Origin of the sequence: Sinomonas humi (assembly GCF_000802235.1) — a bacterium.
In the GTDB taxonomy this organism is placed as follows: Bacteria; Actinomycetota; Actinomycetes; order Actinomycetales; family Micrococcaceae; genus Sinomonas; species Sinomonas humi.
The window spans coordinates 1-23,574 of the sequence record NZ_JTDL01000134.1 but is presented as its reverse complement, the minus strand read 5'-3'; the positions used below and the strand labels follow the sequence as shown (position 1 = coordinate 23,574).

Annotated in this window: 25 protein-coding genes, 1 tRNA gene and 1 pseudogene; 10 read left to right on the top strand and 17 right to left on the bottom strand. The window is 67.0% G+C overall.

Annotated features, from left to right (window positions below):
• Nucleotides 1–9: 9 nt before the first annotated feature.
• The 6 genes from LK10_RS13945 to LK10_RS13920 all read right to left on the bottom strand — a co-directional run bounded on the left by LK10_RS13945 (nt 10) and on the right by LK10_RS13920 (nt 5,175).
• Nucleotides 10–810, bottom strand: coding sequence for a carbon-nitrogen hydrolase family protein (locus LK10_RS13945; protein ID WP_043124855.1), 801 nt, complete (start codon nt 808–810; stop codon nt 10–12).
• Nucleotides 810–1,805 (bottom strand): 23S rRNA (guanosine(2251)-2'-O)-methyltransferase RlmB, encoded by a 996-nt coding sequence (rlmB, locus tag LK10_RS13940; protein ID WP_043124854.1) that lies wholly within the window; start codon nt 1,803–1,805, stop codon nt 810–812. The genes LK10_RS13945 and rlmB overlap by 1 nt, the downstream gene beginning before the upstream one ends.
• Nucleotides 1,806–3,275, bottom strand: a complete 1,470-nt coding sequence (gene cysS / locus LK10_RS13935; protein ID WP_043124853.1) for a cysteine--tRNA ligase — start codon at nt 3,273–3,275, stop codon at nt 1,806–1,808.
• A complete protein-coding gene (gene ispF, locus LK10_RS13930; protein ID WP_043124852.1) occupies nt 3,272–3,793 on the bottom strand; it encodes a 2-C-methyl-D-erythritol 2,4-cyclodiphosphate synthase in 522 nt (173 codons plus the stop codon). Before ispF ends, cysS begins: the two co-directional genes overlap by 4 nt.
• Nucleotides 3,790–4,578 (bottom strand): 2-C-methyl-D-erythritol 4-phosphate cytidylyltransferase, encoded by a 789-nt coding sequence (ispD, locus tag LK10_RS13925; protein WP_043124851.1) that lies wholly within the window; start codon nt 4,576–4,578, stop codon nt 3,790–3,792. Before ispD ends, ispF begins: the two co-directional genes overlap by 4 nt.
• Before the next feature lie 114 nt (nt 4,579–4,692).
• Nucleotides 4,693–5,175, bottom strand: coding sequence for a CarD family transcriptional regulator (locus LK10_RS13920; RefSeq protein WP_043124850.1), 483 nt, complete (start codon nt 5,173–5,175; stop codon nt 4,693–4,695).
• A 247-nt stretch (nt 5,176–5,422) separates the two neighbouring features.
• On the opposite strand from LK10_RS13920, the gene LK10_RS13915 reads away from it, so the two are divergent.
• Nucleotides 5,423–6,049, top strand: a complete 627-nt coding sequence (locus tag LK10_RS13915) for a hypothetical protein (RefSeq protein WP_052207361.1) — start codon at nt 5,423–5,425, stop codon at nt 6,047–6,049.
• A 108-nt stretch (nt 6,050–6,157) separates the two neighbouring features.
• Here the strand turns inward: LK10_RS13915 and LK10_RS13910 are convergent, their stop codons facing one another.
• Both LK10_RS13910 and LK10_RS13905 read right to left on the bottom strand, forming a co-directional pair.
• Nucleotides 6,158–6,838 carry a response regulator transcription factor gene (locus LK10_RS13910; RefSeq protein WP_043124848.1) on the bottom strand — a complete coding sequence of 227 codons (681 nt, stop codon included), beginning with the start codon at nt 6,836–6,838 and terminating at the stop codon, nt 6,158–6,160.
• A complete protein-coding gene (locus LK10_RS13905) occupies nt 6,835–8,016 on the bottom strand; it encodes a sensor histidine kinase (protein WP_052207360.1) in 1,182 nt (393 codons plus the stop codon). Before LK10_RS13905 ends, LK10_RS13910 begins: the two co-directional genes overlap by 4 nt.
• Before the next feature lie 215 nt (nt 8,017–8,231).
• Here LK10_RS13905 and phoU point away from each other — a divergent pair, with 215 nt between their 5' ends.
• The gene (phoU, locus tag LK10_RS13900) at nt 8,232–8,891 is read left to right on the top strand and encodes a phosphate signaling complex protein PhoU (protein ID WP_043124846.1); all 660 of its coding nucleotides are present in this window, start codon (nt 8,232–8,234) and stop codon (nt 8,889–8,891) included.
• Nucleotides 8,892–8,986: 95 nt separating this feature from the next.
• On the opposite strand, the gene LK10_RS13895 is transcribed toward phoU, so the two are convergent.
• The 4 genes from LK10_RS13895 to LK10_RS13880 all read right to left on the bottom strand — a co-directional run bounded on the left by LK10_RS13895 (nt 8,987) and on the right by LK10_RS13880 (nt 12,183).
• Nucleotides 8,987–9,733 (bottom strand): phosphoglyceromutase, encoded by a 747-nt coding sequence (locus tag LK10_RS13895; protein ID WP_043124844.1) that lies wholly within the window; start codon nt 9,731–9,733, stop codon nt 8,987–8,989.
• A 9-nt stretch (nt 9,734–9,742) separates the two neighbouring features.
• Nucleotides 9,743–10,591, bottom strand: coding sequence for a hypothetical protein (locus LK10_RS13890; RefSeq protein WP_052207359.1), 849 nt, complete (start codon nt 10,589–10,591; stop codon nt 9,743–9,745).
• A gap of 24 nt (nt 10,592–10,615) precedes the next feature.
• Entirely contained in the window at nt 10,616–10,924 is a 309-nt protein-coding gene (locus LK10_RS13885) for a DUF2516 family protein (protein WP_052207358.1), read from the bottom strand.
• A 62-nt stretch (nt 10,925–10,986) separates the two neighbouring features.
• Nucleotides 10,987–12,183 (bottom strand): trans-sulfuration enzyme family protein, encoded by a 1,197-nt coding sequence (locus tag LK10_RS13880; protein ID WP_081998549.1) that lies wholly within the window; start codon nt 12,181–12,183, stop codon nt 10,987–10,989.
• A gap of 50 nt (nt 12,184–12,233) precedes the next feature.
• On the opposite strand from LK10_RS13880, the gene tmk reads away from it, so the two are divergent.
• From tmk to LK10_RS13865, 3 genes are read left to right on the top strand one after another with little or no spacing between them, the layout of a single operon-like run.
• The gene (gene tmk / locus LK10_RS13875; RefSeq protein WP_043124866.1) at nt 12,234–12,914 is read left to right on the top strand and encodes a dTMP kinase; all 681 of its coding nucleotides are present in this window, start codon (nt 12,234–12,236) and stop codon (nt 12,912–12,914) included.
• Nucleotides 12,915–12,927: 13 nt separating this feature from the next.
• Entirely contained in the window at nt 12,928–14,070 is a 1,143-nt protein-coding gene (locus tag LK10_RS13870) for a DNA polymerase III subunit delta' (RefSeq protein ID WP_043124843.1), read from the top strand.
• 13 nt (nt 14,071–14,083) lie between these two features.
• Nucleotides 14,084–15,640 carry an alpha/beta hydrolase gene (locus LK10_RS13865; protein ID WP_081998547.1) on the top strand — a complete coding sequence of 519 codons (1,557 nt, stop codon included), beginning with the start codon at nt 14,084–14,086 and terminating at the stop codon, nt 15,638–15,640.
• On the opposite strand, the gene LK10_RS13860 is transcribed toward LK10_RS13865, so the two are convergent.
• Nucleotides 15,637–16,350 (bottom strand): HAD-IA family hydrolase, encoded by a 714-nt coding sequence (locus tag LK10_RS13860; protein WP_043124863.1) that lies wholly within the window; start codon nt 16,348–16,350, stop codon nt 15,637–15,639. The two genes, LK10_RS13865 and LK10_RS13860, sit on opposite strands and share 4 nt — an antisense overlap.
• Before the next feature lie 251 nt (nt 16,351–16,601).
• Here LK10_RS13860 and LK10_RS13855 point away from each other — a divergent pair, with 251 nt between their 5' ends.
• Together LK10_RS13855 and LK10_RS13850 are read left to right on the top strand one after the other, a co-directional pair.
• Nucleotides 16,602–16,871 carry a hypothetical protein gene (locus tag LK10_RS13855; RefSeq protein ID WP_156144178.1) on the top strand — a complete coding sequence of 90 codons (270 nt, stop codon included), beginning with the start codon at nt 16,602–16,604 and terminating at the stop codon, nt 16,869–16,871.
• A 76-nt stretch (nt 16,872–16,947) separates the two neighbouring features.
• A tRNA-Thr gene (locus LK10_RS13850) sits at nt 16,948–17,023 on the top strand.
• A gap of 17 nt (nt 17,024–17,040) precedes the next feature.
• On the opposite strand, the gene LK10_RS13845 is transcribed toward LK10_RS13850, so the two are convergent.
• The 3 genes from LK10_RS13845 to LK10_RS21455 form a co-directional block, all read right to left on the bottom strand.
• The gene (locus tag LK10_RS13845; protein WP_197061945.1) at nt 17,041–18,477 is read right to left on the bottom strand and encodes a glycosyltransferase family 39 protein; all 1,437 of its coding nucleotides are present in this window, start codon (nt 18,475–18,477) and stop codon (nt 17,041–17,043) included.
• Nucleotides 18,478–18,722: 245 nt separating this feature from the next.
• Nucleotides 18,723–20,009 (bottom strand): glycosyltransferase, encoded by a 1,287-nt coding sequence (locus tag LK10_RS13840; protein ID WP_043124837.1) that lies wholly within the window; start codon nt 20,007–20,009, stop codon nt 18,723–18,725.
• Between the two features lie 20 nt (nt 20,010–20,029).
• On the bottom strand, nt 20,030–20,515 hold the full coding sequence (locus LK10_RS21455; RefSeq protein WP_231567771.1) for a GtrA family protein: 486 nt from the start codon (nt 20,513–20,515) through the stop codon (nt 20,030–20,032).
• Between the two features lie 509 nt (nt 20,516–21,024).
• On the opposite strand from LK10_RS21455, the gene LK10_RS13830 reads away from it, so the two are divergent.
• Nucleotides 21,025–21,717 carry a hypothetical protein gene (locus LK10_RS13830; RefSeq protein WP_043124832.1) on the top strand — a complete coding sequence of 231 codons (693 nt, stop codon included), beginning with the start codon at nt 21,025–21,027 and terminating at the stop codon, nt 21,715–21,717.
• Nucleotides 21,718–22,041: 324 nt separating this feature from the next.
• Here LK10_RS13830 and LK10_RS13825 read toward each other — a convergent pair whose 3' ends face one another.
• Nucleotides 22,042–22,899 carry a YsnF/AvaK domain-containing protein gene (locus LK10_RS13825; protein WP_043124829.1) on the bottom strand — a complete coding sequence of 286 codons (858 nt, stop codon included), beginning with the start codon at nt 22,897–22,899 and terminating at the stop codon, nt 22,042–22,044.
• Between the two features lie 225 nt (nt 22,900–23,124).
• On the opposite strand from LK10_RS13825, the gene LK10_RS13820 reads away from it, so the two are divergent.
• Nucleotides 23,125–23,346: a hypothetical protein gene (locus LK10_RS13820; protein ID WP_043124826.1), complete on the top strand. Its 222-nt coding sequence runs from the start codon at nt 23,125–23,127 to the stop codon at nt 23,344–23,346.
• Nucleotides 23,347–23,349: 3 nt separating this feature from the next.
• Nucleotides 23,350–23,574, top strand: a pseudogene (locus tag LK10_RS13815) (FAD/NAD(P)-binding protein); the annotation flags it as partial.

Sequence of the window (23,574 nt, the reverse complement as noted above, 5' to 3'; positions counted from 1 at the left end):
ATGCGTTACTTAGAGGGTGACGCGATTGGCGAGCACAGGAAGCGTTCGCCGCGCTTCCTCGACCACCCCGAGGTCGATGTCTGCGTACAGGATTTCCGGTCCATCCCCCGCGCGCTCGATCAGCTTGCCGTATGGGCCGACGACGGCGCTCCGGCCTATGCCGGTCGGGGCGCCACGGCGGGCGTCGACTCCCGCTGCCGACGGGTCCGACTGACCGCACGCGAGCACGTAGCTCGTCGTGTCAGCGGCTCGGGCTCGCACGAGCAGGTCCCATTGCTCGGCTTTACCCGGCCCGGCGCCCCACGACGCACAGACGATCTGGACCTGGGCTCCTGCCGCCGCGTTGGCCGTGAAAAGCGCCGGGAACCGCACGTCGTAGCATGTCCCGAGCCCGAACGTGACGCCGTCGAGAGTGAACTGGCACGGCTCGGTGCCCGCGGTGACCGTGTCCGACTCCTTGAACCCGAACGCGTCGTAAAGGTGGATCTTGTCGTAGTGGGTGTGGACTCCCCGCCCGTGGACGAGCAGCGTATTGCGCACGGTATCTGCGTTCCCGGGCGTGAACATGCCGACCACGACGACGACCCCCGCCTCGTCCGCGGCCTCGCACACCGCCGTCGCCCACGGACCGTCGAGCGGCTCGGCGATGTCGACGAGGGAATTGCCGAAGGCTCGCATGCTCGCCTCGGGGAAGACTACGACGCTGGCGCGGCGCGCCGCTGCCTCTCGGATCCCATTGCGGACAAGGTCGAGGTTCGCCTCGAGGTCGCGGCCGGTGGTCAGCTGAACGAGAGCGACGCGTACGGCCATCAGCGAGTTCCGGCCCGTCGGGTCGAGACCTCATAGAGCGAGATCGCGACGGCCATTCCCGCGTTGAGCGACTCCATGTGCGAGTCGATCGGAATCGAGACGATCTGATCACACAGCTCGCGGGTGAGACGCGAGAGCCCCTTGCCCTCCGAACCGACCACAAGGACGATCGGCTCGGTCGCGAGCTCGAGGCCCGGAAGCTTCACGTCGCCGTCGCCGTCGAGCCCGAGCACGAAGTACCCGGCTTCCTTCGCCTGGCGCAGGAGGGTGTTGAGGTTCGCGGCCTTGGCGACAGGAACCCGCACCGCCGCACCGGCGCTTGTCTTCCACGCGGCCGCGGTCATGCCGACGCTGCGGCGCTCAGGCACGATCACGCCTTGGCCAGAGAAGGACGAGACGGAGCGGATGATGGCGCCGAGGTTGCGCGGATCGGTGATTCCGTCCAGGGCGACGAACAACGGCATAGAGGAGATGTGGCCCTTGCGCCATTTCTCCATGGTCTCCTCGACGAGCTCGAACGCGTCGGGGTACTCGTACTGCGGGATCTGGAGTGCGATGCCCTGGTGGATCGCGTCCCCCGTCATGCGGTCGAGCTCGGGCTTCTGGGTCTCGAGAAGCGGAATCCCCGCCTCCGCGGCGAGCTTCATGGACTCGCGGACCCGATCGTCCATCTCGATCCGCACGGCGACGTACAGGGTCTTCGCGGGAACGCCGGCGCGGAGCGCCTCGACGACCGAGTTGCGGCCCGTGACCATCTCTTCCATGCCCTTCGGGCGGCCGCCGCGTCCCTCCGCGAGCCGGCCGGGCTGGCCCTGGCGCTTCGCGGCGGAACGCTCGGCGAGCTGCTTGGCCCGGTGGGCCTTGTGGTAGACGCGGTCCTCGGCCTTCGGCGTGGGGCCCTTGCCCTCAAGGGCCTTGCGGCCGTGGCCTCCAGTGCCGACGGTCGCACCCTTCTTCTTGGTCTTGCGCGCGCCGGGGCGCCCGTTGACGGCCATCTATGCTCCCGTTCCGGTTGTGCTGATCTGGGGTTGCGCGAGGCTCCACGTGGCCCCGTCGCTTGAGTCTTCGACGAGGATCCCGGCGGCGGAGAGCCTGTCACGGATCGCGTCCGCGGCGGCCCAGTCCCTCGCCGCGCGCGCCTCTGCACGCGCCTCGAGCTGCGCGGCGACCAGCGCGCTCAGCGCGTGGTGCGCGGCGTCGTCGTACGCGACGCCAACGGTTCCCGCGGCATCGAGCCCGAGCACGGACGTCATCGCGAGGACCTCGCCGAGGGCCTCCTCGACCGCTTCGGTATCGCCCGCCGCAAGCCCCGTATTGCCCCGCCGCACAGTCTCATGGAGGACGGCGAGCGCTTGGGGAATGTTGAGGTCGTCGTCCATAGCGGCGGCGAACGCCGGGGGCACAGGGGTCTCACCGAACGTGTCCACCTTCAACTGAGCCTTCTCGATGAACCCGTCGATGCGCTCGACGGCGGCCGCGGCCTCCTGGAGCGACGTGGGCCGGTAGTCGAGGACCGAGCGGTAGTGAGCCTGGCCGAGGTAATAGCGGACCACGCGGGGGCTCGCGAGCTCGAGCATCTCGGAGGGGGAAATGACGTTGCCGACGGACTTCGACATCTTCTCGCCCTCGAAAGTGACCATGCCGTTGTGCATCCAGAAGTTCGCGAACCGGTCGCCGGCCGCAGTGGACTGCGCGAGCTCGTTCTCGTGGTGCGGGAAGCGCAGGTCGAGGCCCCCACCGTGGATGTCGAAGCGCGGGCCGAGGTACTTCGTGGCCATCGCAGAGCATTCGAGGTGCCAGCCTGGGCGACCGCGCCCCCAAGGGCTCGGCCAGCTCGCCGTCTCGGGCTCGCCAGCCTTGTGGCCCTTCCAGAGTGCGAAGTCGCGAGGGTCGCGCTTCCCCCGCGGGTCGGCGTCCGTGGCCGCCTGCATGTCGTCGATGCTCTGGTGCGTGAGCGCGCCGTACTCGGGCCACGAGCGGACATCGAAGTAGACATCCCCCGAACCGTCCTCGGCCGGATACGCGTGGCCGCGCTCGATGAGCCGTGCAATGAGCTCGTGCATCTCCGTCATGTGGCCGGTTGCACGCGGTTCGTAGGTGGGCCGCTGGACACCGAGCGTCTCGTAGGCGCTCTCGAACTCCTGCTCGTAGCGGTACGCGAGCGCGAACCACTGCTCGCGGGGGCGGTAGGTGCCTTCAGGCGTGAAGCCCGGCTCGAATGAGGCCTCGCTCTTGGCGAGGATCTTGTCATCGATGTCGGTCACGTTGCGCACGACGGTCGTCTCGAAGCCGCGGTACGTGAGCCAGCGCGTGAGCTGGTCGAACACGATCGCGGACCGGACGTGCCCCACGTGCGGCGAACCCTGCACCGTTGCACCGCAGTAGTACACGCTCGCCTGGCCGGGCACGAGCGGAATGAAGTCGCGGACTTCCTGGGTTGCGGAGTCGTAGAAGCGGAGGGTCACTTCATAAGGGTATCGGTCGCGGCAGCTCCGGGCGGCGGCGCCGGATAGACGAGCGCAGTCGCGATCGCCGCGATGCCCTCCCTCCTGCCCGTGAAGCCAAGGTGATCGCTCGTCGTGGCGGAGACGCTCACGGAAGCCCCCGCGGCCTCGGACAGGACCCGCTGCGACTCCTCGCGTCTGGGCGCGAAGACCGGCCGCTGCGCGACGAACTGGACCGCGATGTTCCCGATCTCGAAGCCGGCCGCCCGGACAATGCGTGCCGCCTCGGCAAGCAGCATCACCCCCGGGGCACCCGCGTATTCGGGGCGCGCTGTCCCAAAGTGCGTGCCGAGATCGCCGACCCCGGCTGCCGAGAAGAGTGCATCCGCCGCCGCATGGGCCACCGCATCGCCGTCGGAGTGACCAGCGAGCCCCCGCTCGCCCTCCCACAGGAGGCCGCCGAGCCAGAGTGGCTGCGGGTCGTCTTCGGGGGCATATGCATGGACGTCCACACCGATGCCGGTGCGCGGCACGATCATGAGGTCTCCTCTGTGAGCGTCTCGGCGAGCCGCAGGTCGAGTGGGGTCGTGATCTTGAGCGAACGCGCGTCGCCGGGAACCACGTACACCGGAAGGCCGAGCGACTCGACGAGCATCGCGTCATCGGTGATGCCCGCGGCGCGTTCTTCCGGCCAGGCCTGCGAGGTCCGGTGCGCGTGGAGCAGCGTCTCGGCGTCAAAGCCCTGCGGCGTCTGGACGGCGCGGAGGGTCTCCCGCGCAGGAGTTCCGGTGACGACCTCGCCCGCCACCGAGGCCTCGTCGTCGACCGTGGGCGCGACGCTCTTGACCGTGTCGACGACAGGCACTGCGGGGATGACTGCAGCCGCTCCGTGCCGGAGCGCGGCGACCACCCGATGGAACACCTCCGGGGGCGTGAGAGGGCGGGCCGCGTCGTGGACCAGGACGTGGGCTGTCCCCGGCTTCAGCGCAGCCAACGCGGACTGTACCGACTCCGCCCTCGTGGCCCCGCCTGCGACGACCGTGATCTCCGGCATCCCCGTCTCGCCCAGCTCCGTCTCGCCCAGCCCGGCGGCGAAGCCGCGGCACACAGCCGCCAGCTCGTCGTCGTCCGCCGGCACCGCGACACAGATCTGGCGGGCCGAACCCGCCGCGACGACGCCGCGGAGCGCGCGCACGAGCATCGGCTCGCCGCATACCGGAACGAGGGCCTTGGGCACGCCGTACCCGAGACGCGTCCCGGCACCTGCGGCAACAACGACGACGGCGACCGGCTCGGTGGGCTCGGAGGCGTTGTCAGGAGTCACCCGGCCAGCCTAACGCCCGGCTGCCCTTACCGGCCTCCGCGCCACATCGCAGGGCCAAGACGCGAAAAGGCCCCCACAGCCTTCGCTGCAGGGGCCTTCCGGGAGCCTTGAAACTCAGGACGCAAGGACCTCGTCGAGGACGCTTGCGGCCTGCTCCTCATCCGTCTTCTCAGCGAGCGCGAGCTCGGAGATGAGGATCTGGCGGGCCTTGGCCAACATCCGCTTCTCACCGGCAGAAAGGCCGCGATCCTGATCGCGACGCCACAGGTCGCGGACGACCTCGGCAACCTTGATCACGTCGCCCGAGGCGAGCTTCTCAAGATTGGCCTTATAGCGGCGGGACCAATTAGTGGGCTCTTCAGTAAATTCGGCACGAAGAACGTCGAATACGTGCTCGAGCCCTTCCTTGCCCACAACATCGCGGACTCCTACGAGATCCACGTTTTCAGCTGGTACTTCAATCGTTAGATCACCTTGGGCCACTTTGAGCTTGAGGTACATCTTCTCTTCGCCCTTGATAGTGCGCATTTTGATCTCTTCGATCTTGGCTGCACCGTGGTGGGGGTAAACAACCGTCTCGCCAACCTCAAAAACCATGTGGACATTCCCCTTTCCCGCAGACCAGTCTATCACGTCAGATAGTCCGATCCCGGCCCGCGAGGGCCCCCGATCGGCGGAATGACGCGGGAGAGCGGTTACCGGCGAGGGCCAGCGGGGGGTTGACGAATCTTCAAGAAAGTGCTTCACGTCACGACGTGCCATGGCGCGGAATCTACGATCTGTCGAAATTCGGGCTACGCTAGGGGCGACCAGACCTCTTACACCCTTCCAACAGGAGCGAGCTGTGCGTTTCACTGCTTCGACCCCCGCCAAGCGGGTTGCCCTCGTGGCCGCCATTGGCGTGGGCCTGCTGACGGCCACCGGCTGCGGATACATCAACCCGCAGCAGACCGCCTCACCGTACGCGGCGTCTGACGGCATCGATGCCAACGTCGGATCTCTTCAGCTGCGAAACGCACTCATCGCTTCTTCGGGCAACGAAGGCTCCTCCCCGACGCCGAGCTCCGACGCCCCGGGCCGCATGCTCGGGAGCCTCTACAACACGTCTTCCAACGACATCTCGATCACGATGACGTCGCCCGGCCAGAGCACGGTCAGCATGACCATCCCGAAGAACGGCACGGTCCGGCTCGAGGACAGCTCGACGCCGGCCGACTTCAGCAACGTGGGCGGCGTTCCGGGCTCGCTTGTGAGCGTCAAGGTCTCAGACGGCACGTCGACGCAGGACGTTCAGATCCCCGTCCTTGACGGAACGCTGGTGCAATACCGCCAGTACCTCCCGAGCCCGTCCTCGAAGGCGTCGGGCTCGGCATCCTCGAGCGCTTCAAGCTCGGCTTCGCCGAGCGAATCGTCCAGCGCTTCCTCCAGCGAATCGAGCTCCGCCACGCCGTCGGCCACCGCGAGCCGCTGACGGGAGCCGACAGTCCCAGCGACAGACGACGACGGCCGCTCACCCCTTGCGGGTGGGCGGCCGTCGTCGTCCGGGGCGGGCCTCATGCCCGCACGGCCGAGGTACCGGTCAGGGCTCGAACTTGTACCCGAGGCCCCGCACCGTGACGAGATAGCGAGGGCTCGAGGGATCGGGCTCGATCTTGCTCCGGAGCCGCTTGACGTGGACGTCCAGCGTCTTCGTGTCCCCCACATAATCCGAACCCCACACCCGGTCGATGAGCTGGCCACGAGTGAGCACGCGCCCCGAGTTGCGGAGCAGCATCTCGAGCAGCTCGAACTCCTTGAGCGGAAGCGCCACCTGCTCTCCCTCGACGCTCACAACGTGCCGCTCGACATCCATCCGCACAGGCCCCGCCTGGACTGTGGAGGAGATGAGTTCCTCCGGTTCGCCATGACGGCGCAGTACGGCACGGACGCGAGCGACGAGCTCCCGAGAGGAATACGGCTTGGTGACGTAGTCGTCGGCGCCGAGTTCAAGGCCCACGACCTTGTCGATCTCCGAATCCTTGGCCGTGAGCATGATCACGGGGACATTCGAGCGCTGCCGAAGCTGCCGGCACACCTCGGTTCCGGGGGTGCCCGGAAGCTGGAGGTCGAGCAGAACAAGGTCGGCTCCGTTGCGGTCGAACTCGACGAGGGCGTCCGTCCCGTTGTCCACGACCTCTACTTCGTAGCCTTCCTTGCCGAGGAGGAAGGAAAGGGGGTCGCTGAACGACTCTTCGTCCTCCACGATCAAGATCCTGCTCAAGCCATTGCTCCTTGCTCCGGGGGCCGAGCGGCCCCTTTGTCATGTTCCTGGTCTTCGTCCATCTCGGGCAGCCGCACCGTGAAGGTGGAGCCCTTGCCGAGCTGCGACCACACGGTCACCTCGCCGCCGTGGTTCTCCACGACGTGCTTGACGATGCTCAGACCCAGGCCAGTACCCCCGGTCTGCCGCGACCGTGCCGCGTCCACCCGGTAGAAGCGCTCGAACACACGCTCCTGGTCCTCCGGCCGGAGGCCGTCGCCCTGATCCGTGACGGAGACCGAAACGAGGCCGTCCTTGTCGCGCACCCCGACACCGACCTTGGTGTCCTCAGGCGAGTAGCGGATCGCGTTGTCGATGAGGTTTCGGAAGGCGTTCACGAGCAGATCGGGGTCCCCATAGACCTTGCGCTGGCTCGATCCGCCGACGACGACGGCGATGCGCTTCGCCTCGGCAGCGAGCCGCGAGCGGTCGACGGCGTCTGCGACCACCTCATTGATGTCGACGACCTTGCCCTGATGGACGATGTCCGCCCCCTGGAGCCGAGAGAGCTCGATGATGTCCTGGACGAGGGCCGCGAGACGGGTCGACTCCTTGTGCATGCGCTGGGCAAAGCGGCGGACGGCGTCCTCGTCGTCCGGGCTGGCCTCGAGCGCCTCCGCGAGGAGGGAAATCGCACCGACGGGCGTCTTGAGCTCGTGCGAGACGTTCGCGACGAAGTCGTTGCGGATCCGTTCGGTGCGGGTGATCTCGGTGCGATCGTCCGCGAGCAGGAGGATGTACTCCTCGCCGAGCATGGCCGCGCGGACTTGGATGATGATCGTCCCCTGCCCGAGCGGGCCGCGCGGGAGTTCCAGCTGCTTTTCGATGACGACGCCGTTGCCCCGCACCTTCGCCGTCATCTCGAGGAGCTCGCGGTGGACCACGGTGTGCCCACGGACAAGGCCGTACGCATACGCGGCCGGGCTCGCGCGGACGACACTGTCGATGGCGTCGACGACGAGGAAGGCCTTGCCGAGGACGGACAGCACATCGGCCGCCCCCTCGGGGAACGACGCCTCGCCCGGCCCCTCCTCGAGCAGCGCGCGCTGCCGCTCGCTTGCGCGGAACGCAAGGACGCCGAAGGCGCCGAAGGACAGGCCGAGAAGACCCGCCACGATGCCGACGACGAGAGGATCCACACCTTTAGCTTAGAGGCCGCACGGCGGGCCGCCGCCCGAGATCGCAGTGCCGAAGGCGCGGTTCACGTATCGTTCATTTGAGGGCAGGCAAGTATTCATCTGCCGCTGAGAGTGTGACGAGTCGAAAGTGCCCGAGGGGGCAGAAGGTGCGGTGACGGGGCGGCAGTCCCCCGCCCGTGCGCGTCGAGACGGAGCACTGAGGAAAGGACACCGCCGTGCGCAAGGTATTCCAGGAAGAACTCAAGTTGGTCCACGACGACCTTGTTGAGATCGCGAGGCTCGTTGCCGTGGCGCTCGACAAGGCTGTCGACTCCTTCCAGAACACCGACGTCGATCTGGCCCAGGAGGTCATCGCGGAGGACGCACGCATCGACTTCCGCCAGACGGCACTCGACGAGCGCGCGATCGACATCCTCGCGCTCCAGGGCCCCGTGGCGAGCGACCTCCGCACCATCGTCGGGTCCCTCCGCATGAGCGCCTCGCTCGAGCGGATGGGCGACCTTGCACGCCACATCGCCCAGCTCACGCGCCTCCGCTACCCCGAGAGCGCCGTCCCGGCCCCCCTCGCGCGCACCTTTGAGCGGATGGCCGAGCTCGACAAGACCATGATCGAGGACGTCGCACAGCTCCTCGAGACCCACGACCTCACGCTCGTGGCGAAGATCCAAGGCACGAATGCCGAAATCGACGACCTCCACGCCGGCGTCTTCCGCGCCATCGCCGACCCCGCATGGACCGGTTCCCCGGCCCTCGCGGTCGACGCCGCTCTCGCGAGCCGCTACTTCGAGCGCTTCGCCGACCACGGGGTCTCAGTCGCGCGCAAGGTCTCCTACCTCGTGACGGGCGAGTGGGACGGCGACATGACGTCGAACTGACTCCTGCCTCGCATCTGGAGGCCAGACGGACGACGACGGCCGCTCACCACGTTCGGTGAGCGGCCGTCGTCGTCTGCCTCCTCAGAAGGCGAGAACTACTTCTTGCCCTGGTTCTTCACGGCCTCGATCGACGCCGCAGCAGCGGCCGGGTCGAGGTACGTTCCGCCCGGGCCGGTCGGCTTGAAGTCCTCGCCGAGCTCATAGACGAGCGGGATCCCGGTAGGGATGTTGAGGCCGGCGATATCCGCATCGCTGATGCCATCGAGGTGCTTCACGAGCGCGCGCAGCGAGTTGCCGTGGGCCGTGATGAGCACGGTCTTGCCGGCCTTCAGCTCCGCCTTGATCTCGGCCTCCCAGTACGGCATGAGGCGCTCGAGCACGTCCTTGAGGCACTCGGTGCGCGGGATGTCGTCGCCGAGGTCCGCATAGCGCGGATCGCCCACCTGGGAGAACTCGGAATCGTCCGGGAGAGGGGGCGGCGGCACGTCGTACGAGCGGCGCCACTCCATGAACTGCGCCTCGCCGAACTCGGCGAGGGTCTGGGCCTTGTCCTTGCCCTGGAGGGCGCCGTAGTGCCGCTCGTTGAGCCGCCACGAGCGCTTCACGTCGATCCAGCCGCGATCGGCGGCGGCGAGGGCGATGTTCGCCGTGTTGATCGCGCGCTTGAGCCGGGAAGTGAACAGGATGTCCGGCAGGAGGCCCTTCTCGGCGAGCAGTTCGCCACCGCGCTGAGCCTCCTCACGGCCCTGGTCGTTGAGGTCAACGTCAACCCAACCCGTGAAGAGGTTCTTGGCGTTCCAGTCGCTGTGCCCGTGGCGCAGCAGGATCAGCGTGTAAGTCATGGGCTCATGCTATCGGGCGAGGCCGGCACCCCGGGCGTCCGTGACGATGGGGGCGACGGCCTCCCACGCGACCGTCAGCTCACCGAGCCGCCAGCGTCCGGGGCCGTGGAGGATCGGCCACCCGGCGTCCTTGAGGGAGCGCACGGACGTGATCCACCGCTGGCGGTTCCCGAAGGGAGCGAGCGGGGCAGCAGCTGCCCAGGCCGAATCGAGCGCCTCAAGGAAGCCATGGATTCGCTCGCCGGGCACGTTGCGATGGATGAGCGCCTTCGGGAGGCGCTCGGCGACGTCGGACGGCCGCTCGAACGAGCCGAAACGCAGGGCCACGGACAGCGTGAGCGGGCCGTCGCCGTCGAGCGCCACCCACGCTGCCCGGCGCCCGATCTCGTCGCAGGTTCCCTCGACGAACAGCCCGCCGGGCGCGAGGCGGGAGCACACAAGCTCCCAGATCCCCGCGACGTCAGCCTCCTCGTACTGCCGCAGCACGTTGAACGCGCGCACGAGCGCAGGGGCGCGTTCGACCGGCAGTTCGAAGCCGCCGAGCCGGAAGTCGAGTCCGTCCCGCTCGAGCGGCTTCGCCGCGGCGACCCGGCCCGGCTCGATCTCGATTCCCGTGAGGCAGAAGTCCTCGCGCACAGTGCGGAGGCGCTCGAAGAGCTCGACGGCGGTTGCCGGGGACGCGCCGTAGCCGAGGTCGACCGCGAGGGGCGAGGCTGGCAGGGCGCGGAAGCGGCGGGCGTGGACGCCCGTGATCCACCGGTCCACGCGACGCATCCGGTTCGGGTTCGTGGTCCCCCGGGTGACGTTCCCGACCGGGCCTCCGCGCGTGGCCCTGATCGGGCTCGCCTTCTGAACCACTCGGTCAGCCGACCGGACTCAGGGTCAGCGGGAGGAGACGGCCGGGCGCACGTCGGCGAGGTAGATGCCGGCGGCAGTCACGGCTGCGAGCGTGAACAGGCTAGGCCCGAACAGCGGGCTCACGGGGCTCACCGACGCGAGAATCCCCACGAGGGCGGCCCCGCCGGTGATGCCGAGCCAGAAACCCTTTGTGCGCTTGAAGCCCGCTTCGAACGCCGCACTCTGGCGGGTAGCGCAGTCGATGAACGCCCAGAGCGATATGACGAGGCACAGCAGCGAGACGGCGTAGCCCACGATGAGGTCGCTGTAGAAGACGATGTAGCTGCTGATCACCCCACCAGCCTACCCAGAATGGGCGCGATCGGCGCGAAGACGGGCATCAGGGGCGTCGCGGGTCAGACGAGCGCGTCGAGGCCCTGGGCGAGATCGGCCCACAGGTCGTCGACGTTCTCGATCCCCACGCTCAGCCGCACGAGTCCTTCCGGCACCGTCGCGGGCTCTGCGACGTGCCTGCGCCGGCGCTCGATGGTGGACTCGACGCCCCCCAGAGATGTCGCGGGGAGCCAGAGCGCGAGGCCAGCGACGAGCGCATCCGCCGCGGCGGCGTCGTCGAGCTCGATGCTGATGATCGAGCCGAAGCCGTCGAATTGGGCCGCCGCCCGTTCGTGCCCTGGGTCGGAGACGAGGCCGGGGTAGCGCGTGCGGCGCACGGCGGGGTGGCCCTCGAGGCGGCGGGCGAGCTCCGCCGCCGTCGCCTGCGAGCGCTCGACCCGCAAGGCGAGCGTCCGGAGGCCGCGGAGCCCGAGCCAAGCCTCCATCGGGCCGGCGATCGCGCCGTGGAGCGTGCGGTGCCCGAGGAGGCGGGCCCGGATTTCGTCGTCGGCCGTGACCGCGAGGCCGAGGAGAACGTCGGAGTGGCCCGCGAGATACTTCGTGGCGGAGTGGACGACGACGTCGGCGCCCACTGAGAGGGGGCGCTGCCCGAGCGGTGTGCTGAAGGTGTTGTCGACGACGACGAGCGCCCCCGCGGCGTGGGCTGCGGCCGTGAGCGCGGGCAGGTCGGCGACCTCCATCATCGGGTTCGTGGGGCTCTCGACCCAGAGGACGTCGGCGCCGTCCAGGGCGGCGACAGTCGCCTCGGTATCGGCGATGTCCACGGAGCGGAGTTCGAGTTCGCCCCGAACGCCCTTGGCCTGAGCCAGCCCCAAGGTGCCCGAGTAGGCGTGGGCTGGGGCGACGAGCACTCCACCGACTGGAACGAGGCTCAGTGCGGCCGCGACCGCCGCCATGCCCGAAGAGAAGAGGAGGGCCGGGATCTCGGCGCCCTCAAGCCGCGCCACTGCTTCCTCGAACGGCTCCCAGGTGGGGTTCGAGAAGCGCGCATAGCCTCGTGCGCCTTCGCCCACTGACCCGAGCCCGACGAACGTCGAGGAGAACACGACGCTCGGGTTTACCGGCGTATCGTGCCCGCGTTCGGGACGCCCTGCCGCCACGGCGAGCGTTTCCGGGGAAAGCGCGGAGAGTTCCGCGGCATCGAGATGGGGGAAGGTGTACTCGGGCACGGCGGAGTCGGTTTCCGGGACGTCGGTCATGCCCCTAGGGTATGCCCGTCCGAGTGTCGTCGAGTCGGTACGCTTGGACCGTGACTTCTTCCCCCTACTCCCCCACGAGCGAGCCTGATCGCGGGCACCCGCGCGGCCTCTTCGTCGCGTTCGAGGGCGGAGATGGCGCGGGGAAGTCGACGCAGGCCCGGCTGCTCGCGGGCTCGCTCCTCGCCGCTGGGCACGAGGTCCTGCTGACCCGTGAGCCGGGTGGGACGCCGATCGGCGAGAAGCTCAGGTCGCTCGTGCTCGAGCACGGCCAGGGGGAAGTCGACGCGCGGACCGAGGCCCTCATCTTCGCGGCAGCCCGCGCAGCGCACGTCGCCCAGACGGTCAAGCCGGCGCTCGATCGCGGAAGCATCGTCATCACGGACCGTTACATCGGCTCCTCGATCGTCTATCAGGGCATTGCCCGCGGCCTCGGCGCCGAACCGGTCCGCGACCTCAACGTCTGGGCCACGGAGGGTCTCTGGCCCGACCTCACGGTGCTGCTCGACGTCGATGAGACCGAGGGGCGCGCGCGACGGGCCGCGGACGACGCTGTCGAGGACCGGCTCGAGTCGGAGTCCGACGACTTCCACCGGAACGTCCGCACGGCCTTCCTGGACCTCGCGGAGGAGCGTCCCGATGCCTACCTCGTGCTCGACGGCCGGCGCCCCCTCGACGAGCTCGCCGAGCGGATCCTCGCAGCCGTGACCCGTTCGCTTCAGGCGCGCCTATGAACGCGGTGGGCCGATGAAGGTGTGGGAGCAGCTCGTCGGGCAGGAGCCCGTTGTCGAGCAGTTGCGGCGAGCGGCCGCGGGTGAGGGGCTGACCCACGCCTGGCTCTTCACGGGGCCTCCCGGCTCGGGACGGTCGACGGCGGCGAAGGCCTTCGCGGCAGCGCTCAATTGCGAGGTCGACGACGTGTTGGGCCGCGGCTGCGGGGTGTGCGCAGCGTGCCGCGCCGTGCTCGCCGAGTCCCACAGCGATGTGACTTTCGTGCGCACCGAGAAGATCACGATCACCATTGACGAGGCGCGCGAGCTCGTGGCCAAGTCCGGTGACCGTCCCTCGACGGGGCGGTGGCGGATCGTCGTCGTCGAGGATGCCGACCGCATGGCCGAACGCACCACGAACGTGCTCCTCAAGGCCATCGAGGAGCCGACGCCCCGCACGATCTGGATGCTGTGCGCGCCCTCGCCCGCCGACGTCCTCGTCACGATCCGTTCACGCTGCCGGGCCGTGAATCTGCGCGTTCCGCCAGTCGACGACGTCGCCGCGCTGCTTGTGGAGCGCGACGGCGCGGACCCCCAGCTTGCGCAGCAGGCAGCTCGTGCAGCGCAGAGCCACATCGGGATCGCCCGCCGGCTGGTCCACGACGGGTCCGCTCGCGAGCGCCGCGCGGCCACGGTGCGGCTGCCCCTCTCGCTCTCGACCGTCTCGCAAGCCGTGAAGCTCGCGGAGCAGCTCGTGAAGATCGCGACGGACGAAGCCACGAGCTCGAACGAGGAGCGAGACGAGCAGGAGCGGGCGAGGCTGCTCGAGACCCTCGGGGTCACGGCCGACGAGAAGCTCCCGCCGAGCCTCCGAGCCCAGGTCCGCCAGCTCGAAGAGGATCAGAAGCGCCGCGCCAAGCGTTCGGTGACAGATTCCCTCGATCGCACCCTGACGGACCTACTCTCGTTCTACCGAGACGTGCTCATGGTGCAGCTCGGAGGCGGCATCGAACCGGTGAATACCGAGATAGCGGCGGAGATCGTCGAGTTCGCGGCGGCCTCCACCGCAGAAGTAACCCTGACCCGCATGGACGCGGTTAACACCACGAGACAACGCATCACGACCACCAATGTGGCCCCGCTCCTCGCGGTCGAGGCCATGGCAGTAAGCCTGATCTGAGGAGACAGCCCCTGTGAGCACGCCTGCCCCAAGTCAGGGGTCGCCCCTCCGCGCCATCCTCGCCATCGTCGCGGGGCTCGCGGTGATCGTGCTTGCCCTCACCGCGTGTACTCCGTTCCTCGGACCGAGCCAGAACGCCACCTCGGGGGCCGATCCCTCGGCGACGGCAGGAGCGCCGCCGGAGCTCACGAAGTACTACCAGCAGCAGATCCAGTGGTCGTCGTGCGAGAACGGGCTCGAGTGCGCGAAGGTCACGGTTCCCGTGGACTACTCAAAGCCCGACGGCGATACGATCCAGCTCGCCGTCGCCCGCCTCCGCGGCAAGAACACCTCCGCTAGCCTCCTCGTGAATCCGGGGGGCCCTGGGGCGTCCGGGATCGACCTCGTCAGAGACTCGGCGACGCAGATGTTCACCCAGAAGCTGCGGGACGCGTACAACATCATCGGCTGGGATCCGCGCGGCGTGAAGCGTTCCGCGCCGGTCACGTGCCTCAACGCGTCCCAAGAGGACGCCGCGCGGCAGATGAACATCGATCCGTCCACCCCGGCTGGACTCGATCAAGCTTTTGCGGAGCAGAAGACGGTCATCCAGGCCTGCGAGGCCAACACCGGCCCCATCCTCGCGCACACGGACACCGTCAGCTCTGCCCGTGACATGGACATCATCCGTGCTGTCGCCGCTGGGCAGTCGAAGCTGAACTACTTCGGGTTCTCCTACGGGACCTTCCTCGGTGCGACCTACGCGAGCCTCTTCTCCGATCGGGTGGGACGCTTCGTGCTCGACGGCGCCCTCGATCCGGCCCTTGACGCGAGCCAGATCACGATTGGCCAGGCGAAGGGCTTCGAGGATGCGCTTCACGCTTACGTCCGCTCATGCCTCGCCGGTTCGGGGTGCCCCATGCACGGAACCGAGGACGAAGCCGTCACCCAGGTGCGCAACCTCCTGCAGTCGATCGCGAAGCATCCCATGCCAACGACAGACGGTCGAATTCTGCCAATCACCGATTTCGTGAACGGGATGATCATCCCGCTGTACAACGACCAGAACTGGAGCGTGCTGACGGGGGCCCTGACGAGTGCGTTCAGGGGCGACGGGTCGGCGATGCTCCGGCTTTCAGACCTCGCGGCGGACCGCGAATCGGACGGGACTTACTCCTCGAACAGCAACTTCGCGTTCATGGCGTACAACTGCCTCGACTACTCCGAACCCTCCGACCCGGCGGGAATGGCCGCCGAGGCCGCCCAGCTCGAGCAGGCATCGCCGACGTTCGGCCAGTTCTTTGCCTACGGGGGCGTCAACTGCCGTGACTGGCCGTACAAGCCCGTCCGCACCCCCGCTCCGGCGCACTACACCGGCAGCAGCCCGATCGTCGTCGTCGGCACGACCGGCGACCCGGCAACTCCCTACCCGTGGGCCCAGTCCCTCCGGAGCGAACTCGGGAACGCTGGTCTGCTCACTTGGAACGGCCAGGGACACACCGCCTACGGCCGTGGCTCGACCTGCATCGATGACGCGGTGGACGGCTACCTCGTCGACGGGAACGCCCCGAAGGACGGCGCGCGCTGCTAGCCCGCAGCTGCCTCCCGCCCCCAAAGGAGGGCGGGCAGGTCTGCGACGGAACGGACGACGGCGGTCGCCCCTGCCGCGGTGAGTTCGGCGGCCGTGTGGGCGCCGGTGAGGACGCCGACGGCGGCGCCAGCCCCGGCCCTGAGGGCGGAGGTGATGTCCGCTGTCGTGTCGCCCGCAACAAGGACCTCGCGCACGTCGTCGACGTCGAGCGCCAGGACCGCGGTGAGGACCATGTCAGGGTAGGGCCGACCGCGGCCCGCATCCTCGGAGCAGATCGAAAGGTCCGCGAGCCCCATCCAGCCGAGTTCCTCGAGCACGCTGTTCTGCGTGTGCCGGCCGAATCCGGTCGCGAGGCACACCTTGACCCCGCGATCGCGGAGAGCATGAACGGTCTCTTCGGCGCCGGGAACGGGACGGAGGCAGCCCGCGGCGATCATACGGTCGTAGGCAATGGTGAAGGCGCGGCAAGCTGCCCTGGCGGTCTCGGCGTCGTCGGGGAAAAGCCGAGTGAAGACCTCCGCGCGATCAAGCCCCGCGCTACGGCGAGACAGTGCGAGTGCTGCTTCGAGCCGCTCCCCCTCGACACCAAGAGTGCCAAGCGCCTCGGCGACCGCCTGCTCTGCGGCGCCTCCATCGATGACCGTCGTCCCGTTCAGGTCGAGCACGGCAAGACGGATGCAGCGCGGGGCGGCCGGCTGCAGGTTCGGCACAGACACTGAGGCTCCCGTTTCTCTTTCGCCGGCAATCCCGGCGATTGAATCACTAGGTTGGCATCCGGCCGCTACCCGACTCTGAATTCGCCGCGTACGCGGGATGAACACCTCGGGAGAAAGGTTCGGGCCTAAATCTTCGGGGAATATTGCGTCATACGGCGCGGTGCGCTTGTTCTCTCCCATCGGTGGCCGCCACGCTGGGGGTGGCGGCCACCGCCCGGGCGGCCACACAACATGGGGAGCACAGGGTGACGGGGACCACCGCACTGGAAAGACTGCAGGTCAGCAGGCAGCTGCGGGCTGCATTGAGAGGCACCGGGGCGCGGCTAGCGCTCGGGACAATCGGTTCGGTGGACATCGTGGTGTATCCCGAAAGGCCCGGTGGGCGGCAGAGCACGCTCGCGTGCCTGCGCAGTCGGGGCGGGAGCGCTTATGTCGACTCGGCGCACTACCGTTCGTGGAGGCTCTTCTCCGCGGCCGTCGCCTGCGCCGTGGAGTACCTCGGCAAGATGGCCTGACCGTTCGTTTTGACCCCGGACAGGCCGCTCCACTAGAGTATTCACTCGGTGGTTCCGCTCCGGCGGGCAGCCGGTTGCCTCCTTAGCTCAGACGGTAGAGCGTCTCACTCGTAATGAGAAGGTCAGCAGTTCGATCCTGCTAGGAGGCTCCACTTTTAGACTATTGCGGTCATGGCGTAATGCTGGCGGTCGGTGCTTGGTCCGGGTGCAGACGCATCCACTCCGGGTCGACGGGTTTCATGTTCGGATTCACCTTCAACAGACGGACCTGACGACCGGCTGGGCCCCAAGCCTTCACGACCTCGCTATGTGAGAGAGCGGCATACGCGAGAGGCGCGTTCTTCTGGCTCAGGATTTCGGTTCCAACAAAGGTCTCCATGGGGCGGCCCAGAAGAATGTAATCGACGTCCTGCCATCCGCCGGGCAGGTTCTTTGCCCTGGCCACCGGGTCTCGGTCTAGCTTGAAGTGCCAGATTGGGCCCGACCAGCCGTCTGCGCTCCAACCCATCTTCACCAGATCGTTCCATGTGTCGTCGTCAGTAAGGACCGTAGTGTCCCGAGGCAGGTGGGCGTCCACGTAGGCGAGCGCCTCCTCATAGGGAGCGTTTTGGTTCTCGGTCACAGCACTGACAGACACGGCAGCCCAGGACGGACCGACCGCCAATACTGATGCAGTGATCAAGCCTGCAATGACGCCGCGAGCGGTCCACCTGATTGCGCGTGCTCGAAGGCTCGCGACGTGCCAGAGCTTCCAAGCGAGGTAGACGATGGCCAATGCGAAGAATGGCAGTGGGGTGATGATGTACATCCCGGGGATGTAGCCGCCCCGGAGAGCCACGACGAGATACATCACCGGAACGAGCGCGATGCCGCGCAGCCGGCGGAAGAAGAGCCCCACGAAGCTCAGCAGCATTCCCACAATGACCAGATAAGGATCTTGGCCTAGCCACCCTTTCAGGAGCACGTTCGCCCCGGTCCCGTCAGTAAAGAGAAATCCTGCCCCGCCACGCCCATGGAGCTGCCATACGATGGCGTCCCAGAGCGAAACATGGCCCGCTCCGGGGAGCAGTTCGTTCTTGATGGCTGCGTACAGCACCCAGCCGGTGATCAGGAAAGCGCCCGTCCCCAAGAACCCGACGAATGAGAAAGCGCGAGTTCGAGTCCACGAGAACGTCCACAGGGCTGCCAGCGCCGCAGGCAACGCCACAGCTGCGGTTTCCTTGCTCAAGACCGCGACCCCGAAGGCAGCCCCGGCCGCAACGTGGTACTGAAGCTTCGGCTTGCCCGTGACGAGCGCAAAGCAGGCGAGCAACCACACCATCGAAATGTTGTCCAGGAAGATCTGTCTGCCCAAGTTGATCGTCAACGGGCACAGTGCCCAGACCAGTGGGGCCACGAGGGAAACCGATTTGGGCAGGCCGAGGTTGCGTGCGACCTTGTAGATCAACGCCGCAGAGACGATTGCGACCAAGGTCATCATGCCGCGGCCCGCCGTCTCGACCGGAAAAGCGTTGCTGCCCCAGATCAACTGGAGCGGCCTGAGCAACACGGCTAACTGGATCCACCCACCTGGTGGATGGTCGTACCAGTACGTGTAGTGGGCCATAGCTCCTTCATTGGCTACAGCCCACGCCTGCGCGAAGTATGTGCCCTCGTCGTCGTTGATGAACTCGGGGTACCCGCTCAGATTCACGCCGTAGAGGACAGCCACGAGCGTTAGGACCAGGACCAGTGGGATCGCGCTCATCAGACGACCGCGGAAGCGCCGGGACGCACCGGAGGACTCGGCCGGGGGCCGGACCACAGCCCTCAGCGCCGTGTCGCGAGTAGTGTCCTGGATCGCCGTCACCTCTATGCTCCCTGTCCCTGAGCGCTGATGACGCCCTTGGGCACTACGCCCAAGTGGGTCCCGGCGTGGGGAGTCTTGTCCCAGCTGAAGTTCCGGCGCTGGAACTTCACCGCGGCGGCCATAGCCGAGTAGAGAAGCAAGGCCTGATAGAACGGAGTCGAGACGACGAGCAGCAGGTAATCGCGCAGGCCGATCTTGAAGTTCATGTCGCGGCCGAACTCGCGCAGCACAAGGACCTCGAAGACCACGGTGAGCATGAGCGGGATGAGCGGAACGTACGTGACCATCACGATGCCTGTGGGGAGCGAACACGCGACTGCGGTTACAAAGGCGACGGGCAGGAGCACTCCAGCGAGGGCGATCGCGTACTGCTGGACGAGGGTCCACCAGCCGCTCAAGCGACGCTGCCACGTTGGGAGCTTCTTCCAGTCGCCCTTCGCGAGCACCTGCATGAACCCGAGACTCCACCGGGTCCGCTGCTTGACGAACGCCTTCACGGTCGTCGGCGCCTCTTCGAGCGTTGTGAGCGCCGGGTCATAGAGGCACACGACGTGCTTGCCCATAGCTGAGAGCCTCACGCCGATCTCGCAGTCTTCCGCCAGGCAGTCACCGTCCCAGCCCTCGATCTGTTCGAGGAGGTGACGCCACACGAAGACAGTGTTGCCGCCGAGCGGAATGAATCCCGAGTTGGCATGCCCGTGCAAACGGGACCGGAACCAGATGCGGTACTCAAGGCAATTGCGCAGCGTAAACCAGCGGCTCCGGTAATTGACCAGGTGAACGGCTCCTTGGACGACGTCGGCAGAAGTCAGCTGGAACGTGGCGTCGATGCGCGCCAGCAGCCCGGGAGCTGTCAGGGATTCAGCGTCAATGATTCCGACGATGTCCCCGGTACAGAACCGAAGTGCTGAGTTGAGTTGCCGCGGCTTGTTCTTTACCGGGTCGCCGTTGACCGAGACCTTGACGTGCCTCGGATAGAGGGCGGCGAGCATCCATGCTCGCTCGGCTGTCTCGACGTCGTCGTCGCCCACGGAGACCACGATCTCGACTCGACCGTGAGTCTGGTTCAGCAGCCGTTGAACGGTGGCCGCCATGACCTCGTATGGTTCGTCTCGGCAGGGAACGATGACCGAGAAGGAGTGGGCTGTGGGCAAGCCGTCGCCGGGGAAGCTGGTTGACTCGTAGTTCTCCGGTGTGCGCCATGCGTGGAGCATCCACCAAAGAGTCCCTGTGCACACTGCGAAGAGCAGGAAAGCACCCAGCACGAGAAAGACGATCATCACGCTCATCTGGAGATCTCCCCCACTCGTCACGACGCATGCTCGGACAGGAGGGCTTGCGGACGCCGGCCGCCTCCGCTGCCGCGGTAGAGCCATAGGTCGCAGATGGCGAAACGGGTCACCACGAGGATGCAGACTGCTGCTGCGGTGGCCAGCAGGTAGGAACCTTCCAGCAGTGGCTGAAGAACGGCCGCGAGCGGCAGTTGGACGAGCAGCGTCGCACAGCTGAGCGCCCAGAACGGCAGCAGGCGCCGCTGCCAGTGCCCAGGATGCCCCTTGAACACCCACCGTTCGGTCAGGGCGAAGTTCCACGCCACAGCGAGCTGGGTGGCCAAGACCGCGCTGACGGCGTCGCCACCGGCGATCGGGGAACGGGGAACCGCCATCAGGAGCAATGCCAACGCCCCAAGGTTCACTCCGAGCCCGCTGGCGCCAACCCCCGCAAAGCGGAGAAGCCGGAGTGATCGTCCCGCAGTCCAGCCTTGAAGTTGGCGGGTTCTTAAGAATCTGTGCATGTTGAAACCCCGAGACCTACGGATAAAAGGCACTTTCCGATGACCGCTCTCGCATGCACCCCCAACGGGTCGCATTGCGCTCATCTTCCACACACGCTTGAATCCGGTTCCCTCTTATCCGGCGCCAGGATTCTTGGTCCAAGCACCGGGTCAGGCTTCGCCCTGCGTGTCTATTCGACGCTAAGCGGCGGGAATTGGCTGCACACGAGTGGCGGATACTCGAAAGTGACTGTCGTCACACCGGCCCAACACTTGCTCCCACTCAGGGGCTACGCAACTGGACTGTCCTCGTGTACCTGTCCGCGGGCTTGCTAGGGCCGAAGGGCCTCCAGATCGGTATTTGCGCTCGTTGACCAGCCCGACCGAGCCATTCTGCAAAGAGCACGGCAGGGCCGAGGAGCCACGGAATATCGCGCCAGCAGATTCGAGTACAGGCAAGTGTGGTCTACAAGTACGGCGGCTTGGGACAGTCTTTGTGAAAGCTACTTGCGCGGCAAAAGGGCGGGCACATGGAACCGAACGGCATCATCTGGGCCGGCGTCCTCGGCATGATCGGAGTCCTCACTTTGAGTGCCGTCATCTCGGGCCAATGGAACCAGGGAAAGATCTCACACAAGGGCACAGTTTTGTCCGGGAATGCCCCTGGGTTAGAGGCGATCCCGCCCGAGGTCGCCGGAGGCCAAACACGCCAAGGCGCGCGACGCCGACTCATCGAGGCGAAGGACTCTGCAGAGAAGTCTTACGCGCGTCGTGTCAGCGCCGCCGAACGTGAGTTCAATGGAAGGAAGAACCGCGCCGATGCCCACCTGCGGGCAGCCGAGATGTTCCTCGAACACGCCCAGAAGTGCGCGCGGGGCCTGCGGGGCGAAGAGCCAGTCGAGGCTTGGGAGGGCGGGATGAACGACGTCGCCGACGACTTCGTCACGTTCGCTCGCACCCCAGCACCCATCAACCTGACGACGCGGCTGATCGAAAGCCCAGAGGCGCGGCGGCGTGAACGGATCCGTCACGCGCGGGAGAACCTGGCCGACGCGATGCTCGAACACCGGTTCGAGATTGCGGCGGCGCAGAAGCTTCTCGCCGAGGTGAAGGCCCAAGACGGTGACGTGGTCTCAGCGACCGCCGCCCTCGAAGCTTTCGAGACCTACTTTGGCGAGCTTCTACATGGGGTCGGGCCAGTTGCCTATCGACAAGACGACTGATGTGCCGGCTGGGTGGCCTGCCCCCGACGATGCATTGGAGGCGCTGGCCTGCTGCACCGAGGCTGGGATGACTGCGATGAGAAAGGCCAGAGCGGCGCGGACGATGAGCTTGCGCCGCGGCAGGTGACCTTCGCGATCGCTTACGGAGTGCATAGGTGGCCCCTCTCTGAGGCTCCCAGCCGCCTCTCGTCATCGTCCACCCGGAAGGGAAAAGTTTCAATGCCCGGGTCCAAAGATTCCAAAAAGCAGAGGTGCAGGCGGCTTGGGAGCCTTCCTGCACCTCTGCCGGTCGGTGGGCTGTCAGGCCTGCACACCTTCGGACTGTTAGGCCTGCCGGCCTTCGTCAATTCCCTCTGTGTCGATGTGCTCCTTGGCCACTTCTTCGTTCACGGTCTCCTCGTCGGTGTGGGTTTCCTTGCCCAGGCGGACCCGCTCGACAGGGACGGTCTCCTTTTCCACCACCGGACGCTCCTCGTGAAGCGTCACCTCGTGTTCCTCTTCGGAGATCTCAGGCCCGTCCATGGCGGCGGAACGGTTCTCGTCGGTGATCGGCTCGCGCTCGAGCCGGACCTCTTCCCGCTGCACCGGGACTGTCTTGGTGACGTTCTCGGTGGTGACGTACTTGCGCAGCCTCGCCCGGCCAGCCTCCTGCTGCTCCGTGCCGACGTTGACCCGCTGCTCGGAGCGGGTCATCGCATCGTCAGTGCTGGGGCCTGACGTATCCCGGCCCACCGTTCCCCCCGCGCCTTCCGCGTCGCGATCCCCGGCGTACCCTTCGCGTTCACCGTAGCCGGCCGGCTCGGCGTACTCACCCCGAACGCCCTCACCTCGGAGGCCATTGGAAGCGGCGGCATGCCGGCCCTGTCCGTCCGACCGGTAATGGCGGTAGAGGCGCTCCTCCTCGCCGGGCTCGAGGTGCCCGTCCGGGTCGACCCGAGGGGCGTCCTTGACCTGGTCCTTCGTGTAGGGGACTTGGAGATCCTGCCCCTGAACGGTGGCGCTCTCGAGCGGCACGAACGACTCGTGGGTGCCGAAAAGGCCGGTCTTGACGGTGACCCAGTTGGGCTGGTCAGTGTCGTCGTCGACGTAGAAGCCGCCGATCCCTCCGATCTTCTCCCCGTCAGGGCCGAGGACATCCCCGCCGCCGGTCTGGAGGGTGTCAATCTGTTGGCGTGTGATCATCGTCTTCTTCTCCTCGTGGTCGGATTCTTCTTGCTTTCTCGGATTCCCCGCGACTTGAGGGAGGCGTGTCCTGCTCACCAGCTGTGGCGACTATGAAGTCAGTTCCAGTCGGAAAGACATGGCGACCTGATCCCCACTCCGATAGGGGACAAACAACGAGTCGGCCGCTCCGGAACCACGTCCGGCCCTTTTCGTCAGCGCGGATCCGGCGAAGAATGGCGATCGATGCCAAACTACGATCTTTTCCTGACCGTCGATGACACGAACGAACCCGTGTTCGTCGCCCAATTGCAGGCCGACGACGAATGGGGCGCGGCAACTCTGGCCGAGGACACCATCTCGCGCTACCGCCGGGAGCACCTCGGCGAGGTGCTCAAGAGGGCCGAGCTCCGACGCTCGGACAACGGCCTCCGCGTGTTGGGCTGGCCGTTCAAGGAGGACAGGTAGAGGATGCGGGTGGCTGTGATCGGTGCCGGGCCGGCGGGGGTGTATGCGGCGGACATCCTGACGAAGTCGAATGAGGTCAGGGATGCGGGGCTGGTGGTGAGCATCGACCTGTTCGACCAGTATCCGGCCCCGTACGGGCTGATCCGGTACGGGGTGGCGCCGGACCATCCGCGGATCAAGGGGATCGTGAACGCGCTGCACAAGGTCCTGGACCGGGGGGACATCCGC

Bases quoted from the DNA above. Each gene is read 5' to 3' on its own strand.
- LK10_RS13830 (WP_043124832.1), top strand. From the start codon at position 21,025: ATGGAACCGAACGGCATCATCTGGGCCGGCGTCCTCGGCATGATCGGA.
- LK10_RS13880 (WP_081998549.1), bottom strand. From the start codon at position 12,183: ATGACCGACGTCCCGGAAACCGACTCCGCCGTGCCCGAGTACACCTTC.
- LK10_RS13845 (WP_197061945.1), bottom strand. From the start codon at position 18,477: ATGGCCCACTACACGTACTGGTACGACCATCCACCAGGTGGGTGGATC.
- LK10_RS13825 (WP_043124829.1), bottom strand. From the start codon at position 22,899: ATGATCACACGCCAACAGATTGACACCCTCCAGACCGGCGGCGGGGAT.
- LK10_RS13895 (WP_043124844.1), bottom strand. From the start codon at position 9,733: ATGACTTACACGCTGATCCTGCTGCGCCACGGGCACAGCGACTGGAAC.
- LK10_RS13840 (WP_043124837.1), bottom strand. From the start codon at position 20,009: ATGAGCGTGATGATCGTCTTTCTCGTGCTGGGTGCTTTCCTGCTCTTC.
- LK10_RS13945 (WP_043124855.1), bottom strand. From the start codon at position 810: ATGGCCGTACGCGTCGCTCTCGTTCAGCTGACCACCGGCCGCGACCTC.
- LK10_RS13820 (WP_043124826.1), top strand. From the start codon at position 23,125: ATGCCAAACTACGATCTTTTCCTGACCGTCGATGACACGAACGAACCC.
- LK10_RS21455 (WP_231567771.1), bottom strand. From the start codon at position 20,515: ATGCACAGATTCTTAAGAACCCGCCAACTTCAAGGCTGGACTGCGGGA.
- rlmB (WP_043124854.1), bottom strand. From the start codon at position 1,805: ATGGCCGTCAACGGGCGCCCCGGCGCGCGCAAGACCAAGAAGAAGGGT.
- LK10_RS13920 (WP_043124850.1), bottom strand. From the start codon at position 5,175: ATGGTTTTTGAGGTTGGCGAGACGGTTGTTTACCCCCACCACGGTGCA.
- LK10_RS13870 (WP_043124843.1), top strand. From the start codon at position 12,928: ATGAAGGTGTGGGAGCAGCTCGTCGGGCAGGAGCCCGTTGTCGAGCAG.
- ispF (WP_043124852.1), bottom strand. From the start codon at position 3,793: ATGATCGTGCCGCGCACCGGCATCGGTGTGGACGTCCATGCATATGCC.